Source organism: Aureibaculum luteum, from assembly GCF_003449015.1.
Lineage (GTDB): Bacteria > Bacteroidota > Bacteroidia > Flavobacteriales > Flavobacteriaceae > Aureibaculum > Aureibaculum luteum.
The window spans coordinates 223570-243573 of sequence record NZ_QRGD01000008.1 but is presented as its reverse complement, the minus strand read 5'-3'; the positions used below and the strand labels follow the sequence as shown (position 1 = coordinate 243573).

19 protein-coding genes are annotated in these 20004 nt (G+C 30.9%); 6 read left to right on the top strand and 13 right to left on the bottom strand.

Annotated features, from left to right (window positions below; genetic code table 11):
- Positions 1 to 104 precede the first annotated feature (104 nt).
- On the top strand, positions 105 to 3182 hold the full coding sequence (locus D3P13_RS17650; RefSeq protein WP_117884199.1) for a protein O-mannosyl-transferase family: 3078 nt from the start codon (positions 105 to 107) through the stop codon (positions 3180 to 3182).
- A 497-nt stretch (positions 3183 to 3679) separates the two neighbouring features.
- On the opposite strand, the gene D3P13_RS17645 is transcribed toward D3P13_RS17650, so the two are convergent.
- The 11 genes from D3P13_RS17645 to D3P13_RS17590 form a co-directional block, all read right to left on the bottom strand.
- Positions 3680 to 4084, bottom strand: coding sequence for a hypothetical protein (locus tag D3P13_RS17645; protein WP_117884198.1), 405 nt, complete (start codon positions 4082 to 4084; stop codon positions 3680 to 3682).
- A 40-nt stretch (positions 4085 to 4124) separates the two neighbouring features.
- The gene (locus D3P13_RS17640; RefSeq protein WP_157972955.1) at positions 4125 to 4313 is read right to left on the bottom strand and encodes a hypothetical protein; all 189 of its coding nucleotides are present in this window, start codon (positions 4311 to 4313) and stop codon (positions 4125 to 4127) included.
- Positions 4314 to 4731: 418 nt separating this feature from the next.
- Positions 4732 to 5004, bottom strand: a complete 273-nt coding sequence (locus D3P13_RS17635; protein WP_117884196.1) for a type II toxin-antitoxin system RelE/ParE family toxin — start codon at positions 5002 to 5004, stop codon at positions 4732 to 4734.
- A complete protein-coding gene (locus D3P13_RS17630) occupies positions 4988 to 5233 on the bottom strand; it encodes a hypothetical protein (RefSeq protein ID WP_117884195.1) in 246 nt (81 codons plus the stop codon). Before D3P13_RS17630 ends, D3P13_RS17635 begins: the two co-directional genes overlap by 17 nt.
- A gap of 410 nt (positions 5234 to 5643) precedes the next feature.
- A complete protein-coding gene (locus tag D3P13_RS17620) occupies positions 5644 to 6645 on the bottom strand; it encodes a type II toxin-antitoxin system HipA family toxin (protein WP_317124801.1) in 1002 nt (333 codons plus the stop codon).
- Positions 6646 to 6891: 246 nt separating this feature from the next.
- On the bottom strand, positions 6892 to 7179 hold the full coding sequence (locus D3P13_RS17615; RefSeq protein ID WP_117884194.1) for a helix-turn-helix domain-containing protein: 288 nt from the start codon (positions 7177 to 7179) through the stop codon (positions 6892 to 6894).
- 70 nt (positions 7180 to 7249) lie between these two features.
- Positions 7250 to 7912 carry a P-loop NTPase family protein gene (locus D3P13_RS17610; protein WP_117884193.1) on the bottom strand — a complete coding sequence of 221 codons (663 nt, stop codon included), beginning with the start codon at positions 7910 to 7912 and terminating at the stop codon, positions 7250 to 7252.
- Positions 7909 to 8439, bottom strand: coding sequence for a hypothetical protein (locus tag D3P13_RS17605; protein WP_117884192.1), 531 nt, complete (start codon positions 8437 to 8439; stop codon positions 7909 to 7911). Before D3P13_RS17605 ends, D3P13_RS17610 begins: the two co-directional genes overlap by 4 nt.
- A gap of 6 nt (positions 8440 to 8445) precedes the next feature.
- Positions 8446 to 8724 carry a helix-turn-helix domain-containing protein gene (locus tag D3P13_RS17600; protein ID WP_117884259.1) on the bottom strand — a complete coding sequence of 93 codons (279 nt, stop codon included), beginning with the start codon at positions 8722 to 8724 and terminating at the stop codon, positions 8446 to 8448.
- A 277-nt stretch (positions 8725 to 9001) separates the two neighbouring features.
- Positions 9002 to 9844: an RteC domain-containing protein gene (locus D3P13_RS17595; RefSeq protein ID WP_117884191.1), complete on the bottom strand. Its 843-nt coding sequence runs from the start codon at positions 9842 to 9844 to the stop codon at positions 9002 to 9004.
- A gap of 80 nt (positions 9845 to 9924) precedes the next feature.
- Positions 9925 to 12345 carry an aminotransferase class I/II-fold pyridoxal phosphate-dependent enzyme gene (locus D3P13_RS17590; RefSeq protein WP_117884190.1) on the bottom strand — a complete coding sequence of 807 codons (2421 nt, stop codon included), beginning with the start codon at positions 12343 to 12345 and terminating at the stop codon, positions 9925 to 9927.
- A gap of 238 nt (positions 12346 to 12583) precedes the next feature.
- On the opposite strand from D3P13_RS17590, the gene D3P13_RS17585 reads away from it, so the two are divergent.
- From D3P13_RS17585 to D3P13_RS17565, 5 genes are all read left to right on the top strand, one after another.
- Positions 12584 to 12958 (top strand): DUF7793 family protein, encoded by a 375-nt coding sequence (locus D3P13_RS17585; RefSeq protein WP_117884189.1) that lies wholly within the window; start codon positions 12584 to 12586, stop codon positions 12956 to 12958.
- Between the two features lie 30 nt (positions 12959 to 12988).
- Positions 12989 to 13948, top strand: a complete 960-nt coding sequence (locus D3P13_RS17580) for a helix-turn-helix domain-containing protein (RefSeq protein ID WP_117884188.1) — start codon at positions 12989 to 12991, stop codon at positions 13946 to 13948.
- Between the two features lie 130 nt (positions 13949 to 14078).
- Positions 14079 to 14552 (top strand): MauE/DoxX family redox-associated membrane protein, encoded by a 474-nt coding sequence (locus D3P13_RS22475; protein ID WP_394336474.1) that lies wholly within the window; start codon positions 14079 to 14081, stop codon positions 14550 to 14552.
- A gap of 5 nt (positions 14553 to 14557) precedes the next feature.
- Complete coding sequence (locus D3P13_RS17570; protein WP_157972954.1) at positions 14558 to 15622, top strand: hypothetical protein; 1065 nt, start codon at positions 14558 to 14560, stop codon at positions 15620 to 15622.
- Between the two features lie 83 nt (positions 15623 to 15705).
- On the top strand, positions 15706 to 15966 hold the full coding sequence (locus D3P13_RS17565) for a DUF6520 family protein (RefSeq protein WP_157972953.1): 261 nt from the start codon (positions 15706 to 15708) through the stop codon (positions 15964 to 15966).
- A 171-nt stretch (positions 15967 to 16137) separates the two neighbouring features.
- On the opposite strand, the gene D3P13_RS17560 is transcribed toward D3P13_RS17565, so the two are convergent.
- Together D3P13_RS17560 and D3P13_RS17555 are read right to left on the bottom strand one after the other, a co-directional pair.
- A complete protein-coding gene (locus D3P13_RS17560) occupies positions 16138 to 18504 on the bottom strand; it encodes a zinc-dependent metalloprotease (RefSeq protein WP_117884185.1) in 2367 nt (788 codons plus the stop codon).
- A 69-nt stretch (positions 18505 to 18573) separates the two neighbouring features.
- The gene (locus D3P13_RS17555) at positions 18574 to 20001 is read right to left on the bottom strand and encodes a RagB/SusD family nutrient uptake outer membrane protein (protein WP_232829233.1); all 1428 of its coding nucleotides are present in this window, start codon (positions 19999 to 20001) and stop codon (positions 18574 to 18576) included.
- Between the last annotated feature and the right edge of the window lie 3 nt (positions 20002 to 20004).

Below are 20004 nucleotides of genomic sequence, written 5' to 3'. Positions count from 1 at the left end.
ACTAGTACTTAATTCATACCCCCTAAATTTGTTACTTTCATCAGTTTTTTTGTTCATTTGGGTCATTTTATTAAACTCAGAGAGAATATATAAAATATTAAAAGATGTTAAATATCAATTATAAAAAGTGGAATAATATACTAGGCTGGGTAGTTTTTGGAATTGCAATAATAACCTATAGTCTAACTTTAGAGCCAACCGTTAGTTATTGGGACGTTGGTGAATATATAGCTACCTCCGTAAAGTTACAGGTTGGACATCCGCCAGGAGCACCTTTATTTCAAATGCTAGGTGCGTTTTTTGCAATGTTTACCACAGACCCTGAACATATCGCAATGATGACTAACTTTATGTCGGCCTTGTCTAGTGCTTTTACCATCCTCTTCTTATTTTGGACGATAACCATTCTAGCAAAAAAAATTATACTAAAAAATGGTAATGAAATCAATCAAAGTAGTGCTATTGCAATTTTAGGCAGTGGCTTGGTTGGTGCATTATCATATACATTTTCAGATAGCTTTTGGTATAGTGCTGTTGAGGCTGAAGTATACGCCATGTCTTCTTTTCTAATGGCTTTACTTTTTTGGCTAGGCTTACGATGGGAAACAGAAATGGACAAACCCAGAGGGCATAAATGGTTATTGCTAATTGCTTTTGTAGTAGGTTTATCTTTTGGCGTACACATACTTTCTCTACTGGTAATTCCGTCTATTGTATTTATTTATTTTTATAAAAGATATCAAAATATAACCTCTAAAAAATTCATTATTGTCAATATAATTTCCGTATTGGTATTGGCATTTGTTTTTAAATTTTTATTCCCCTACACCTTGGCTTTTTTTAGTGTTTCGGAATTGTTTTTCGTGAATAGTATGGATATGCCGTTTAATTCGGGTAGTATAATTGCAGGTTTAGTTTTAATCGCCATCTTTTATTTTACCATACAACATACGCGTAAAAAGAACTTAATAAAGACTAACCTTATCGTTTTATGTTTGCTTTTTATTATGATAGGCTTCTCATCTTGGGTTATGTTGCCAATTCGTGCCAATGGAAATACCACCATAAACGAAAACAATCCATCAAGTGCAAGAGAATTATTAGCTTACTACAACCGTGAACAATATGGTAATGCTAATATTTTTTACGATTCATATTATTCTGAAACACGTCAACAAGACCCGAACAATCCTTATCGTGATGATAAACCAAAATACGAAAAGGATGAAAAAGCAGGTAAATATGTTATCGTAAATCGTTATAAAGATGCCCGTCCAAATTATACCGACAAACACAAAGGTTATATTCCGCGTATGGTTGACCCCAATGTTGCTCAAAATTATAAAGCCATTGCAGGTATTCCGCTAAATAGTAAACGAAGACCCACTTTTGGTGAGAACTTAAGCTTTATGATGCAATTCCAGTTTGGCTATATGTACGGCAGGTATTTTATGTGGAATTTTGTAGGTAGGCAAGATGATATTCAAGGAAATCTCGATAACCACGGTAATTGGTTAAGTGGTATTAATTTTATTGATGAAATGCGGTTGGGCGCTCAACGTAATTTACCAGAAGAAGTAAAAAACAACAAAGGAAGAAATACCTATTTCTTTTTACCATTACTATTGGGAATAATAGGGGTGTTATTCCATATTAAATTCGATAAAAAGAATTTCTATATCCTTTTTCTCTTTTTTGCTTTTACAGGATTGGCCATTATATTCTATACTAACCCCAAACCTTTTGAACCTCGTGAGCGTGATTATGCCGTCGTAGGGTCATTCTATGTCTTTGCTATGTGGATTGGTTTTGGTGTATTGGCTCTCTATCAACAATTTAAAGACAAAATCAACCCAAAAATATTGGCTACAACTACCAGCGTTGTTTGTTTATTAGCTGTACCAATTTTAATGGGCTTTCAAAATTGGGATGATCATGACCGTTCAGGGAAATACGCTGCTAGAAATAACGCTAAAGCCTATTTAGATTCTACACAAAAAAATGCCATTATGTTTACCATTGGCGATAATGACACATTCCCGCTCTGGTATATGCAGGAAGTAGAGGGTTACAGAACCGATATTAAGTTAATTGTATCTAGCTATTTTGCTACGGATTGGTATATAGATCAACAAAAAAGAAAAACCTATTTGGCAAATCCTATTCCAGGACAATTGGTGCATGACGATTATAAAACAGGCTCGTTAGATGTTGCATTTTATTATCCAAATTCAGCTTTTAAAGACACCATAATGGATATTAAAACATTTATGAATTGGATAGCCAGTAATGATTCTAGAACCTTTGTAGATTTTGATGAGGATGGGTTTCCTGAAAAGTATTATCCTACGAATAAATTAAGAATTCCTATTGATAAAGAGGCGGTACTTAGAAACAATATTGTACCTCAAAAAGATGCAGATAAGATTGTACCCTATATTGATATTGAAATTGATAAACGAGGGATTCAAAAACACCGCATATTAATGCTAGACATTTTAGCTCATAACGATTGGACCAGACCTATTTATTTTACAGGAGGAGCTAATGCTGATGATGAATATATTTGGCTTAAAGACTATTTACAGCTGGATGGGTTGGCCTACAAGTTTGTGCCAATTTTAACGTCAAGCAAAGGTTCTCGTGGAAGACCTAAGAGTGTTTTGGGTATTGGTAGAATTGATACCGAAACTATGTACAACAATGTAAAAAAATGGGATTGGAAAAATAGCAACGATGATATATATGTAGATGTTGAAACACGTAAAAACGGTATAGTTTTTAGAAATAATTTAGTACGATTAGCTGAAGAATTAATCAAAGAAGGTAAAAAAGATAAGGCAGAAGAAATTTTAAATTTATCTATTGATAAAATGCCTGTTAAACGATATGGTCACTTCCAAATGGTATTGGGATACCCCGAAGCTTATTATCAAATCAATAAAAAAGAAAAAGCAAGAAATGTAGTCAACACATTGGTTGATATTTTTCAAAACAGGATAGAATACTATAGTGGATTGGATAATTATGGTATTTCACAACATTATGATGATATTGAAGGTACCTTAATAATGTACAATAATATACTTACCACTGTAGACGAAAATGATAAGGAGTTTGCTGATGAACTTAAAAAAGGGTACATCAGTTCTATACGCTCTTTAGAGGGAGTAATTGAATGATAATATAATTTTTGTTTAACTAAGTGAAAGTAAAAAAAATAAAAGTTAATAAAGTTAACTATGAAAGAATAAATTTTCGTTAATCAACAAGTATAGAGCTCTTTTTACGTTGTAATTGTTATGAATTAAATAGTGTATTTAAACTTTAGATAGCAGGTTAAACATAAAATTCCATTGTACCAAAAAACGGTGGTTTTAAGGTACTAAGAAATATCTCAAACTACTTTTAGTAAAATAGTTCCATTTGCCGTTCTTTTTAATAGTTCTGGTAATTCACCTTTTACGGAACTAAAATTGAAGTATAAATTTTAAGATTTTATGTAAAAGATATTGTTTGTTTAAATTTTTAGTTCTACGCCGAGATAGTGTCCTATCTACAGCATTAAAAATTATGCAAATTGTCGCACAGCTGTGCGAGAATTTGCATAATCATTTTTTTATTAAGTCTTTTGGTGGCCTTTATTTTAATTTTGTTTCGGGTCTTTGTAAACCATCGTTTATTTGAACTTTAAGGCATTTAATCTTATGTATTGAGCAATAGCTAAGATAGCGATAAAATAAAACCAAGACAAATAACCTTCAGTGATAGCCCAAAATGCGAAAGGAGATGATATGATTAGCCACTCTATAATAAAAAGGTTCTTTAGTTCATTTCGTTGTATTTCATTGTTTAGACCAATGATTTCTATAAGAAATATTAATAATAGTACAGGAGGCCAAAATATTATTCCATAAGTAAAGAAAGAGAACATAGATCCTAATATACCTATTTGAAAAATATTGCTCCAATCCCCTTTTACATTTATACAATCTATAGTTTCTGAAATCATACCAAGAATAATAGTCCCAAATAAAAGAGTTACAAAAATTACCCAAATGGTTTTAATAATTCTAACTTTCATCGTTTATTTAGACTTTTAACTCAGTCTTTGTTTTACCCAGTTATTTTATTATTAATTCATATTGGTACCCTTCCTTTACAGTAAATGCTTTTGTCATTTTATCATTATTTCTCAAGTATATAGCATCAGTTCCATAAATTTTGATCATTTTGATATTTCTAAAATTTGGATGAGTACCTATTCCCATTTCTAAATCTAATGTATCTTTGGATTGGACAATTGAGGTCACAATGAAGTTCGTTGTGTCAATTTCAAATGACGTCCTTGTATTCTCATTGTTGTAAATCACCTCAGGCATAAAACTGATGTTACGTTCAATATTTTTTAGTATTATTTTTTTATCATATTCAAATATAACTTCTATCGATTCGTCAGATTTATTAATGATTTTGCATCATAACCTGGATCACAAGATTGAAGAGTAAATACTAATAAAAATATTGAAATTAATTTTCTGTTCATTTATTCTAATTGGATACAACATATATATAACCAAATTGTGGTTATATATATGTTGTATCCAAGTTATTATTATTTGAGCAAATGATGTAAAAGGCAGCTATTATTTTATCGTTTATTTAGACTTTTAACTTCTTTGTTATACGTCGAGATAGTGTCCTATCTGCAACATATAATTTATGAATCGTTTATTTATATTCTTGTTTGTGATGTAATATTTTTAAAATATAGACCACTTTATTTTTAATTATAAAGTGAATAGAATATTTAAAATCATCAAAATGAACTAATCTTACGTTTCTATAATAAAATCTAAATAGAAAAGGATTCGCCTCTAAATATTTAATTTGTTTTTTAAAATCACTATCAAAATGCTCTTCTAAATTGGAAATTTTATAGTAGCATTTTGCTATTGAAAGTTCTCTTTCAGCTTCTTTAGAAACCTTAATTTGATAAGCCATTTCTAATCATTACATCATTAATACTCGAAAATTCAATTTCATTATTGTCAAATTTATCTAATAAATTGTCCATCATTTTTGTGTATTCTTTTGACGGAACTTCTAATTTACTAGCCTCTTTAATAACTAAATTTTCTAGATAATTTTTCAAACTTCTTTGCTGTTTTTTTGCTTCTGTCTCTAAAGCATTAATAATAGCTTCGTCTAAATGTAGTTCTTTTCTTACCATAATTTATAATAATTTCGTACAATATACGTATAAATAACGTAACTTCAAAATATTTTATTATAATTGAAGATTTTAAATGTTAGAGTAGATCTGCTTCACTTGTTAATTATCTTATTAATGTTCGTAAAATTCTTACTAAGTCGGTTACTCCTTAACTCAAATCTATTCTCCAGGAACTACTTTAATCAATCATTTATTTAAACTTTAATAATGAATTATCGACGTCTATCTCTACTTCCCTTATCAAATGGAACTAAATCAAACAACAGACGCATTCTTGATCGCACTCGATTTCCACACCATTATTCCAGTTCTTGAGCATTTAAACCAAATTAGTGGTGGGTTGAGTAATTGTAGTATGTGAAATCCAAAAATCGTATTGGATTATATTTAAACTAAAATATTACTTCTTAAAATTTAAATGCCGATTCCATTAATTCAATTTCTTTAGTTGAAATACCTATTTTAATAGCCACATTTGTCCAATTACTAACCGCATTTAAAACTTCACTAATGATTTCATCCCTTTGAGCCTTATCTAATCGGAAGTACTCCCCTTCACTTTTTACTAAATCAAAATCTAACGCATTATTATCCATATCTATATTAAGTGCGAGACCATCTTTATCTATAGATGGGTTTATGTCATATGCAGGTGATAAAACCCACCCTTTATCAGTTAAGATAAAACCATGATTTCTTAAATGATCATCTGTATTTGAAATAGCAATATTAAAAACTATACGCCACCAAAGTTGGGCTAAGTTAATATCAATATTGACACCATAATTTTGAATAAATTCTGCAATTTCAAGATAACTTGAAGTCTTATCTCTAATTGTATCTTCTGTATTTCCGGTCATGGTAATAGCTGATGCAAAATGAATTCGTCCACCTCTATGACGATCAAAACGCTTTGTGAAAAAAGTACGATACTTTACAGATACCTTTTCAATTTTAGATAATGACATTGTAATTCCTGCATCGATTGCCAATTGATATGCTAGATATTCCCAGGCCGCCTTATCAATAGTGTCGTTCTTAGAAGGAAATTTAGCTATCCAAAGGTTTTTATCATCATCAAGAATATTCGCTTTTGGCCTAGCACCACCAAGAGATGAGCCTGGTGCAATCAAAATAGCCAAACATTTTTTAATTTCATTATTATTATCATTTTCAAAGGCGTCAGCTGCAGCTTGTAATTCTCTAATAGACGACCAAGGTGGTGTAGGACTATGATCATCTTTATCAAGAAAGGAACCATTTAAATCTGTTTTAAATCGTAACGCTCTCATCCTACTCACATCATAGACTCCTAATAAAAAATCTATTTCATAAAGTGTTCTTGGTTTTTCTTTCTTTTCTTGAGCTACTCGTCGCCTCATCAATGTTTTTCCCCAAGTATCGGGCATACTATCTAGAAAAATGCCAAAATTTTATTTATTATTAGAGTATTGTGATCCTGAGAAAAATTGAATATCAGGATCTATCAACATTCTGTTCTTTGACTTTAGCCATTGTTTGCCATACTCAAAACTAAAAGCTTTTTTGCCTTTGGAAAAATGAGCCGATAGTATACCCATAATTTCGGGCTCAACCATAGGTTGCCAATGTGCAAATACATATATGTCAAACTAATTTGTGCCATTTGTTCTAAATTACAATAATTCTAAATCTTGCAATTTTCTTCCAAATTCGTCATCAGCTGCCAACTTTAAAAAATCATCTTGTAGTCCCAATGTTCGAAATACATTAAAATATGCACCAATAGCAACACTTGGGTTTCCTTTCTCAATTTGGTATAATGTACTCCTAGCGATGTCCGCCCTCTCTGAAACTTGAATTGTTGTTAATTTCCTTCTCTTTCTTGCCAACTTTATATTCTCTCCCATTTGATTAAGAATCTCTTTATATTTAGGAAATATGATTTGTTTTTTATTGCTCATAATAAATTAAATGATTGTTATTATACACAAATATATTTTATCTGATTGAAATAACGAACATTTGTATATATTATTTTCTCTTATCAACACTCTCTTTATCAAAAGCTATCAAATTAAATAACTGACGCATTCTCGATCTCACCCGATTTCCATACTTTTCTTCTAACTCTTGGGCATTAAGATTGGTACTTGCATGTGTTATCATCTTATGATTTAAAAATGAATCATAACGAGAAAGAAGAATTTCTCCTAAAACGTTGCAGTCAGTTCCGAAATATCGTCCTGAAGGTTCTACCCCCAAATCATCGAAACAGTATGAATTATTGTTGCCAAAATGCTCAATAGTGCTATAACCTGTATGATTAAATGCAAACACTATATTTCTAGCAGGAATTACTTTGTAATGTCTTTTGAGCGGAGTGATATATTGCAACAGTTTCAGTAAACTAGTTTTACCACACCCTACTGGCCCTATTAACAACAGCCCCTTGCCCATGTCAATATTAAGTTTTTTACAATTCTCCGCTTCTTTAATAAAATAATTACATAGTTTAAAAACGACCTCATAATCTTCATCATAAATTTTAAACTTGTTTCCAAAAAGCAACTTTCCTTTTACATTGAGGTAAATCAATATTTTATCAAAATTGTATAAAATCTGATTGTTTTTTAATTCACCCAGTGAGTATTGCATACTTCCCTCAATAATAATATGTGGATTTTTATTTTTCATAAGGGTTCATCGTAACTTTTATTGGTACTCGTCTTTAAGTTGTCTTGAAATGGGACAGTTGCTTTCTGTTTTCCTTTTTTCTTAAAACTATTTTTATTATTAATTTTTTGTTTTGATATGTTTGTATTGTTTATTCCTGTTTTGATATGTTTATCTTTAGGTACCACCACTTGTTCATAGCTAGTCTCGATATTGGTATGGTAATGGTCTACAGCTTGTTCATTGCTTGTCCCAAAATTGAACATGCTAATTTTACTCCCTCTAAAAGGATTATGAGAAGGCTCATATAAAATATAATTCCAATAACTAAGTTGTTTAATAGAACGATGATAAGTTGATTTTGAGCCCAATTTAGATAAATCCATTACCTCTGCACGATTGATATAAAAAGTGGATTTAAAATGATAACTATTCCAAATCTGAAACAAAGCCATATACAAACTAATATGGCTTGGATTTAAACGATTGTCTTTTGAAAACAATTCTAGAACACCATTGAGGTGTTTGATATAATTAATATTTTTCAAAATAGACTAGAATTTATTATGAATCCTGTTTCGTTCTAAGACTTTGCAGATTTCTTCGTAATCATAGTACAACACCCCTCCTATTTTGGTATAAGGTAAAGTTCCATTGATTCTTAGATTTTGTAAAGTACCTGGAGAAATGCCTAGGTACTCTCTAACCTCTTGTGATTTGAGCCACTTCTTTGTGACTTGCCCCGATTGATTTTGCAATAGTCTCTTAAATTCATCTAGCAATTCCATTTTGAATTCTAGGAGATCTTCTGTTGTAATAATTGTTGCTGCCATATGTATAAAGGTTTTTAAAACAAAGCCGCCATCGGTTTTCATTTTTTAAATGACGACTTTGCTCTGATTTAGCTCACAAACTTTACTATTTAAATAAATAGCTATTCGTGAATCTTCGATTTGACTTTCGTTCTACAAATTTGATAAGATTTGTTATTTTTTTTTTACACCACCACCGTAGGTCTGGTCTTTTTTTAACATATAAATCATAAATTTTATGTTTATTCATGATAGCATCAAGTTAAAAACCAAGTAGTAACATTAAATTTAGGTTTATTTAGCGGTATGATTTATTGATCTCACTCATAAGTCCTTCTATCATCTCTTCCAAAAATTTTGTTCTTGATTTCTGCCGATTCTTAATTTCAGAATATATTTTATAGATGTCATTCAACTTGATATTAAAAATGGATTCAAGTTCTCGCTGAATTTCAACAATATCCGTTTTTCCATTGTTTATTGTCTTCGCGGCATGTAACGCATAAATTAATTCTGTCAACTGGGTTTTGGTTCCTGTCCAATGTAAAGTTTTATTATGGTGCATCGGTTTACCGTAACGCATAAAATCATCTATGCTTTTAAATTTTGACTTTAAATACTCTAGAAGTTGGTCGTAAGCTTTTATTTTGGCAATCAAGAAATCATGATGTGTATAGAAACTTGTATCGGTATAACCAGGTTGCAGTTCACAACTATATGATTCTTTAATGGGTTTAATTGTGAAGAAAAGTTCATCAAGATTTGTCAATTCTAAATTGATATATTGTACCAAAGAATCGTGTTTTTTGAAGAATTTCTTAATTTTGTGCTCCTGTCTTAGAATATAATCTCTTTGTGAATTAATGGATAATTCTGGAAACTGCGATTGTATTCGCCTCAATTCTGAATAATAAATAAGGTTTTTTAATACAAGATTTTTATAATTCTTAAAAAAAACTATTTCCTCCTCCATACTATCAAATTCGTACAAAACAGTATATTTTTTAAGCTTGGATAGTGTTTTTCTACATAGAACTATTGCTTTATGGATATAATTAAAATCCATAAATTCTACTTGCTCAATAACTTTCATATATTGTTTGAAATTATTGACAATAGTTATATATTCTTTTTCATTCACAATTTAATATAGATTAAGAATCTAAAATTTTAGTGTTAAATACTCTAATATTCTAAATAAAAGTATTCGTTTAAAGGTGGTTACCTTTGTTGCAACGTAGTCATATATTCCATAAAATAATTATCCTTTGCTTGCACAAATGCGTGATTCGAAAATATAGTGGCACCTACTTTTCTTTTTTCGAAAGCTGCTGTCAGGCCAAAGTCTATAGTTTTAAACTTACTTTCCCAGGCTCTTTTAATAGTTTGATATAATAGTTGTCTGTATATATTATAAGTTCGACTTAATTCATAGTCCATACCTACCACAACTGGAACAAACGTATGATCATCATTTTTATAACAACACATCATACCAACTGGAGTTTCACTAGAATGAGAAGTGTTACTTTTAAAGTATAATAGTAAGAACTCCCAGTTCTTATCTTCGTTCATATTCGTAAATAAACTTTGGGGATATGCAAATGTATTTAGTCCTAAGTTGTTATGCTTTACATTTAAATAAAGCTGATAGATGATCCCTACTGTTTCCTTTTTGCAGGTATTCTGCCACTTTATATCAAAATAACCTTCAAACTTTTTAATATCATTTTTAAAATGACGTTTAGATCGATTGGACAATGAATTTAGATATTCAGCTTCCGAATTCCATTGAATATTATTAATATAAGCCGCATCTGGCATTTTAATTTTAACGAAACCTTGCTCGTGAAACAGATCTGTAAGTTTTTCATCTTTTTCGAAGAAATCCCTTAGCACGATCATTTCTGAAGATTTTACATTATCAATTATATGTATCTTTTTTAACATTAATAAAACTGCTTCTTTAGCGTATAAGCTTGTGCTATCTAAATAAAAGTGCTTTCCTTCTGTTAATAATGACCCCATACTAAGTACATAATTAGACATGTAATAGTCATTATTCTTTCGTTTTTCTTCTACCTGAATAGATACCGATTCGGGTGCTAGCATATCCTCTTTCCAAAGTGCTCTGGTAAAAAATGTTGCAAGTATAGGTTTGTTATCATCATCTGTAACTAAAATATAATGAAACTCCCAATTGTGTTCCTTTTCGTTATTGTTGCTAAATGTTCTTTCTAAAAATTCCATTCCCAACCAATCAAACACACTTCTTTGTCCCATGAGTCTGTTCCAAATAGACTTATCAAGCTTTTGAATACTTGTTTCGTATATCAGCATCAAACTTCCAGTGTTGATAGTTTCTATAGTTGTTCTTTCACTTTTCAATCGAAATAATTTTCTGATATTAGTAGTTGTAGTGTTAGTATCTTCCATTGCCTTTGGAAAATGATAATTCATTACTTTTACCAATTCACTTATCTCCTTCAATTGGTTGTTTCTTGAAATCGTAATTCTAACGCCAGTATTGGTAACGGGTACTGCTGGAAAAAGCCCCAAATTGACAAAAAAGCCTTCCTTGAATAGTCGTTTGACAAAATTATAACCAGTTATCGGCAATCCAGTTCCTATATAAAAAACAGGACTTGTGTTGTTATGAATCACTGGCAAGTCTGTTTTGGACAATAATGAACTAAAATGTTGTGTTCTAAGTTGAAGATCTTCCTGAAGTTCATAAATTTCTTGAGAAAGATGAATATTCGCGGAAGCAATAGCTGCGGCTACAGATGCAGGTTCTAATTGTGCTGAAAAAGTTAGTGGTCCTCCAAAGTTCTTTATTTTATTTCTAAGTTTATTATTCTTACAAATTAAAACTCCCCCGCTAGCTCCAAAGGACTTACTCAGCGTTGCCAAAAGAAGACAATTTTCTGGTAAATCCTTATAAACGCTCATTACATAACCCATTCCATTTTGTCCACACCAACTCATACCATGAACGTCATCAAAATACAAATGAAGTTTTGGATATTTTTTAGATAAGTATTTTAACGCTTCTAAAGGAGCAAAATCACCAAACATAGAATACACACCATCAGCCATATACCAAATTCGTTCAGAAGAATTATACAAACTTTTGATTCGTGATTCTAGCATATCCATATTATTATGACGGATCATTTGTACTGAAACACCTCTTAACCTTAACATTTGGGCTGCATTTTGTACACTCCAATGCACCTGATGGTCTAAAATGACCGCATCTTTATCATTTACTGCAGATGGTATAACTGCCATATGACCTAAAGTACTGTTCTTTGTAATTATTGCAGGAATACCATATAATTCCTGAATTTTAGATTCCAGTTCTGCATATAAAGGATGAGAAATATAGGTTTTAGATAGAGGAAATTGAGTACCGTAATTATTAATGGCCTTTATGGCGGCCTGCTTTAACCTTTCATCATGATCCAAGCCTAGATAGCTCGTCGTTCCAAAATGAAATAATTTACTCCCTTTAACTGTAATTATTCCTTTCTCAAAGTTTTTATCTTCTGCATATAAATGTACAATCTGTTGCTTTTTAGCATTGCCAATAACTTCATTTACGGTATCCAAAAAGTTGTTATGATTAATCTTAGCCATTAGGTATAAAATTTAAGTGTTGATATTTATTTTACACCAAGCTATCTAAATTTGTTAAGAATAGAAAAGTCATTTCACTAATATACCTGCTTTAATCCCTTAGAATTAAAACAAAATCCTTTTTAGACAATAAGCATTAGCTATTTCTAAAAATTAAGTCCTTTAGTTTGCCCAAATGGTTACAAAAACCAGCAAAATAAAATAATTGTTCTAACTTAGGTATCTAAATGTCGCTAAAATGAATGATATTAATCATACAGAGCATGCTAATTTTTGGATTAAAAATGAAATCCTACATTGCACCTATAAAGAGATTAAGTTACTTGATTTAGCAACTGCCCAATCAATTGTTAGGGACCGCTTACAATTTCAACAAGAGGTTTCCTATCCTGTATTTTGTGATATAAGAAATGTAATGAGCTGGGAAAAATCCGCTCGAGATTATTTAGCCAAAAACGGGTCTGTATTGGCAAAAGCCGTTGCTATTTACGATGACAGGTATATAGCTGAAGTAATGTCAAAATTCTATTTAAACAAAAATAAACCGTTGGTACCTTCAAAATTATTCAAAAACTATCATGAAGCCATTGAGTTTTTAAATAATTTTTTGTAAAACAATGAATGTTAGTATAGACATAACGCCATGTTAAACACCTTTGATAAAATAAGAATAAACAATATCTATAAAATGCTATTGGAAATGTCAGAAGGCAGGTTCTCGTTTCAGATTGAGAGGAATGATATTGATGATGAAATTGAGGCTCTAGTGGTCTTGGTTAATTTAATGGCTCAAGAGATTCAACAAACATTGCGATATTATAGCCAATTAAATTCCCCTGAGAGTATTTTTCAATTTGTCCAAATGATTTTTATTCTTGACAGTAACTTCCAAATCATTTATGTAAATGATGATGTTATGAATCACTTGATTAAAGATAAAAAAGAATTTATTGGCCAATCATTTATAAAAATATTGTGTGATAATTCAACACATGACTGGAAGCGAATTGCAGATAAATTACTGATAAATAATTACTATCAAATTAAGAAAAAACTACATTTCCAATTTGATAAAGATTTAACAAAAGAGGCAATCTGTAATATAACGTCTATATATCATAAAGAAAATAAAAATCAATTTATATTAGTAACAAGTTTTCAATCTAAAACACAAAGTCAATTTATAGAAGATGGATTATCATTAACGTCCAAAATTCTATCAAGAAATACTATTCAAAAAAAGGAAAAACCTAATATTTTGAAAAATGAAAAAGATATAAAAATCATTCAGAAAATACATGATTATATTTTGCAACACCTTGAAACACCATTACCATCATTAAGAATTCTGGCACACAATTTCGGTACGAATGAATACAAATTAAAATATGGTTTTAAGCAATTATACAACATTACCGTTTTTAAATTTTTACTTGATGAACGCTTAAAGAAAGCAAGTTTATTAATTGAAAACACAAGCTTATCAATGAAGCGTATCGCTATATTAACTGGCTTTAAAAGTATGCCCCATTTTTCAAAAGTCTTCAAACAGAAATTTGGACGTTCACCAAAGGCATTTCGAAACATGTCTGGATTGCATTAATAATAAGTTCTAAAACTACTCCTTCAAACTTTCACTTTCACTCACTTTGCATATAATCCTTTATGAATAAGTGAACATTCCTTAAAAATAAATGATAGTTCCGAATTTTATCCTGTAAAATAATTTCAACGTGAACATCAAAAAACAAATAAAAAAGAAACTACTTATTGAATTACTCATTTCAATGTGTGTGATACTATTTGTATATGCGGCTATTAGTAAATTTTTGGATTTTGAAAATTTCTTAGCACAAATAGGGCAATCTCCTGTTTTGAGTTCATTTACAAATTGGGTGGCGTGGATAGTTCCCATAAGTGAATTGATAGTTGCAATTTTATTAATAACACCTAGTTATCGCCTCATCGGACTTTTAAGTTTCTACAGTATAATGGTCATGTTCACCACTTATATTGTGGTTATCTTAAATTTTAGTGACTTTGTACCGTGCTCTTGTGGGGGAATATTGGAATCATTAGGCTGGAAGCAACATCTCATAATGAACATTTCGTTTTGCTTATTGGCCCTATACCTACTATTCCAAATGACAAAAACAACATCAAAAAATTTCGATGATGAACATAAACTAAATAAACATATTAAATAAGTTAAATGAAAAAGAGAGTCTTAACATATTTTTTATTGAGCTGTACTTTTTTAGGAGTAGGCATTGTTGTTTTATTATTTATAGTTTCTGAGAATACTATGCATCGCAATAATAGTTTTATTCGTCGTATTCCACCACATACAGTAGAAATATTAAAATCTCTTGACTTAAAATTCAATTCATATTATATAGCAGGAATGACAGATCAAACTATATATCTGGGAAATACTACAGCTCCATTGATCATTACCGAAATTTCATTAAAAACATTTCAACTAAAAAAACAACAAATTGTTCTTGATCAAATGCAACTCCCATATCGCTCTGTTCGAATTGAAGTAAAACCTCCTTATTTTTTTGTAGCCGATGGAAGTGTGCCAATACTGTTCAGAGGAAAAATCACTGATTGGAAAGCTCTAAAATTATCAAAAGATCTTGCTTACTTTTCTCTTTGGACCACAATTGACTCCACTTCTTTTGGAATTAGATCACTCAGTAGTAAAAATCAAGAGCAAGTTTTAGGTACACTTTACAAAAATCAAAATTATCAGGTAAAACTATCGGCTGACCTCTTGACAAAACAATTAGATGGATATTTTGATATGGATGGTCAGCTCCTATGGAATAGCAGCCTTCAACGACTAGTGTATATGTACTATTATCGAAATGAATACATTGTATATAATTCAAAATTGCATTTAGATTATAGTGGAAAAACTATAGACACGATTAAAATGGCTTCCTTTAAAGTTGCTAATCTAAAAACAACTAATCAAAAAAAATTGTTAGGCAACCCTACATTGGTTAATAAAATAGCGACTACCAATGCTGAACTTCTGTTCATTAATTCAGACCGATTAGGTAGGTTTGAACCAAAAAACATATTAAAAAAAGCAAGCATTATAGATGTTTATAATTTGGGTAATGCCACCTATAGCTTTAGTTTTTATATTTTTCATGAGAAACTTGAAAAAGGGATAAGCATAAATTCATATAAAGATTTATTTGCTATGATAAGTGGTAATCAATTATACATATACAAATTACAAAATAATTACTTTCATAAGTAATCAAACGCATATTGATCGATATCAGGAAATAAGGTTGAAAACCTGTAGAAAAGAGTAAACCATAACAATTAAAAATAATTAATATGAAATCAAATGTTTTTAAGAAAGTACTATTGCCAATGTTGGCATTATTCATGGCTGTAGGTCTGGCTTTCGCCACCAACAGTTCAGAAAACACAAACAACGCTGCAACTGTCCCTGGTTATATTTTCCAGAATGGTATTTGTGAGCAAGTCACAACTTGTGATCCAGCAGGAATGTTAGATTGTACCTATTCGGGTGATCAAGTTTACTCCAAAATTAATCAAACAATTTGTGGAGAACCATTGAAATATAATCCTTAATAGTTAGGTATTTTAATGTAAGGCGTATAGCATTTATACGCCTTTTTTTCGTTTACAAATAATAATCATTTCAGGATTTTAATGGTTGCAACAAGATCTTTTTGATTAAGAGTTTTCTATTTATAAAACCATTTTAGTTCTTTCACATCCTATCACCCTTTCTCAACCATTCTAATTTTGTCCTTTATCTATTTCTAAAAGACATAATTCAAGATGGCTTTTAGTAGATAGGTCATTTACACTATCTATTACTTTTTTAATACTATTTTTAATATTATTTAGCTCGTTAAATAGTGCACTCCGACTATAACTACTAAAGAAATACTTATTATACGCTACATAAATTGATTCTCTCTGGTGCTTTTTGGTCTCATGCTTAAGAGTGTCTATTAGATAAAAGATATATGCTATTTGGATTTCTTGACGAAAGAAATTTATTTTTATGGATTCTTCTTCAAGCTCTTTCCACAAACCAGCGTTCAAACCTTGAAGCATATCCACAATGTTATAATTACTATTTCCAGATATGCCATTTTCCTCAAGAGCTTTCAACTTTGTTGTGGAAAACAAGTTTTTAAGTATTTTTCTCTGTTTTCTAGATATTATTTCAATCGTACTGTTTATAAACCCACTTTTATCATTCATCCCATGGGCTTCGTTCGCAATGAACCTTCCTGTAATATCATCACGAATCATCCACAAAGGTGGGTTAAAAGCTTCTTTATTTAAGAATTTCAGAGCCTCCTTTTGACGATTATAAGGAATAGCAGTATATACCGAACCTTTTTGAGCATTTGATTTGTATTGAATCGTATAACCACCTATGAGAGATTCCACATATTTCATCTGATCTACCCAAAGATTAAGTGTCTCAATATAAAAGCGTTTCTTCACTTTATCATCTCGTTCATTTATAGCTAAATCTGGTATTAAATTTAGGACTCTTTTTAAATTCTTTATACCCAACTCTGCCGATTTTATCGGATTATCATTATCTACAACTTCATTTATTGTTTCTGGCCCAATATTTTGGACTTCCAAATTATATCTATACCATGGTATTGTATCCTGCTCCCTAACTATTTTTTCTAAATATGGCAATTCGTCATCCGGCATATTAATGTTGGAGAATTGTGTATATGCCCAACGGATATTATAAAGATCTGTCGGGCCAACTTTTTGATGTAATAAATTAGGAGGTATATTGTCTTCGGGTTGTACAATGAAATTTTCTCTCGCGTAATTCATTATGCTAGGAGTATGTCCCATTTTTTGAAGCCATTTTTTATTTCTCATTTTTTCAAATGGGTAAGTATATTCACCAAAATTAGCATCCTTTATACCAAAAGCATGTCCCGTTTCATGGGCTGTAAGCGATTGGATGATCTCACCCATTAGATCATCAGGAAAAGGATATTGTTGTGCCCGTTTATCTAATGGACTACATCTAGCAAAATATTTATCTACAATAACATCAATCATTCCTAACAATATATCTGATTTAAGGATCTCTCCAGTTCTTTGATCTACAATTCTATTTACTGTTCCAAAACCTACTCCTTCATGTCCTCTAAATTTTGATCTATTCTTCCAACGAATAACAGAATACCTCATACTATTTATGGACCAATCTTTATCATTTACTGGAGCCTCTTTTACAATAAGAGCATTTTTAAAACCAGCGGCTTCAAAGGCGGGCAACCATTCATAAACACCTGCCTTTATATAAGGTTTCCATTCATTAGGAATGGCAGGGTCTAAATAAAATATAATCGGTTTGATGGGTTCACTTAAAGTTTGAGATGGATACTTTTTTTCTAATCGCCATTTTGCTATAGAAGCTCTTTTGGATTCATTTAAAATATTGGAAGTTCTATCTTCACTATCAAAACCTATTCTATGATCATACAAACGTGGCATCATGGGTTCTGGAAGCAACATAACACTAAAATTAACAATGTTAGTTATTGGACCTTTTTCTGAAGTTATAGTTGTCGTTGTTTTTACCTCAACGGAATTGGCGAAAGACTTCACTTCATCTATAAATGTGGCATCCTTGACAATGGACTTCCCTCCATCTTGGAGGCCCTTTGGGGTTTGTAAAAATAAATCAGTAGCATCAATAACATAATTCGATTGATTATTCCCAATTGTCAAAATGGGAAAACTAGCAGCTGTTATTTTAATATCATAATTCCCTTCTAATAATTGAATTGTATTCCCTGCTTTAGATTCCGTTTCTTGAATAATAATTTGGATAGTATTATTCCGTTTATTTAATTTAATTATGTTTTGTTTGTCAAAACTTGAATTATTATGATTTACAAATAACAAATCTTTACCTAAGATGTTATCTGAAATCTCTAAATAGATTTTGTCATTCAAAAGATGAGTAGAGATAAAACCTTTTTCTGATATCGCTTCAATTGTGATTACTTCTTTGTATGGTTTTAACTTAGTATTGCTTTTTTGACCAAAAGTCAAAATAGCATGAAAAGACAAAACTATCGAGAAAAGAATAGAGCTTATTTTTTTCATTTATTTACTATTTTATAAGAACTGCTTCAATCTGCCTTTAAGCATATTGAAGCAGTTTGATTAGCACTATTAATATCCAGCGTTTTGTGGTGATAAATTTGGATTCACTAACAATTCATTCTCGGGTATAGGCAGTAATAAATCTTTTGATTCCCAGTTTGGTTTTATTAATGAAAGTATTGATTCTGCTTTCCCGGTTCTTTTTAAGTCAAACCATCTGTTTCCTGATTCCGTAAATAGCTCAACCCTTCTTTCTTGAAGTATAGCATCAATGAGCTCCTCTTTAGATATATTAATTAGATCTTCTATACTGGCTCTTTGTCTAATTTTATTTACATCATTCAATGCTCCATTAAAGTTTTCAAGATGTGCCCTTGCTTCTGCCCTAATGAGATATAATTCTGCTAAACGAAATATTACGGAATACTCTGTCGTAGAAGTCGTAGATGTATTTTTATATTTATTAGCATGGTACCAGACATCTGCGTTGTTAGCTATTGAAGATATCCAGGATGTCTTTCTCATATCACCTTCTTCGAATGCATTTAAAATGGATTCATTCAATGCCATTAATGGTGGCGGTACACTTACAAAATTAAAAATTGATGCTTCTAACGTATTGTATCCTTCAAGTTTTGGTTTAAGTTGCCAAATGGAGGTAGTACTTCCTTTTAGAAATACCTTGGACAAATCGGTTTCCCAGGAAAATAAACTTGTATTTTCAATAATTGAAGTACTCTCTGATTCCGCATTCTGCCAATCTTCCATGTACAAATAGACTTTGGATAACAAAGCTGTTGCAGTCCATTTATCAGGTCGAATTCGCCCTTCTAAGGCTCCACTTGTACTTAAAAAAGATTGAGCTTCTTTGAGGTCGGCTACGATAGCTTTATAAACTTCGTTTTCCTTCAACCTTGATATCCTACTATTTAAAGTGTAATCCGTTTGAATAACGTAAGGAACATCTCCAAAAAGGTTTACCAAATAAAAATGGGTCAACGCTCTAATAAAAAGGGCTTCGCCTTTGATTTTCTGAATGGTTTCAGAGGATAAATGACTATTATTTGTAATTCCTTCTAAAAGACTATTTGCCATATAAATAGTATAGTAACTCTTATTCCATAATTGCTCCTCTGAAGTATTGCTTTGAAGTAATACGTGGTTATAAAATGCATCCAATGGTTGTCCGGGTGTTCCATAATACTCTAATTCGTCCGAATACAGCCCCATTATAACATTTAGACCGTTCGAATTCCCTGTTAGCAATACATTATCTCGTAAGTTAGCATAGATAGCTGTTAAAGCCGCTAATGCTGTGGCATCATCTTGAAAGACGACTTCCCCACTAATCTGATTTTCTGGATAATCGACTTCTAAAAAATGATCGCACGAAATCATTAAAAGAACTAGCAACATGAAAACGATTAGCTGTCCCCAATTACAATTCATGCGATTCATTAAAATTATATTTTCCTTATTGTTTATTTTGTTTTTCATAAT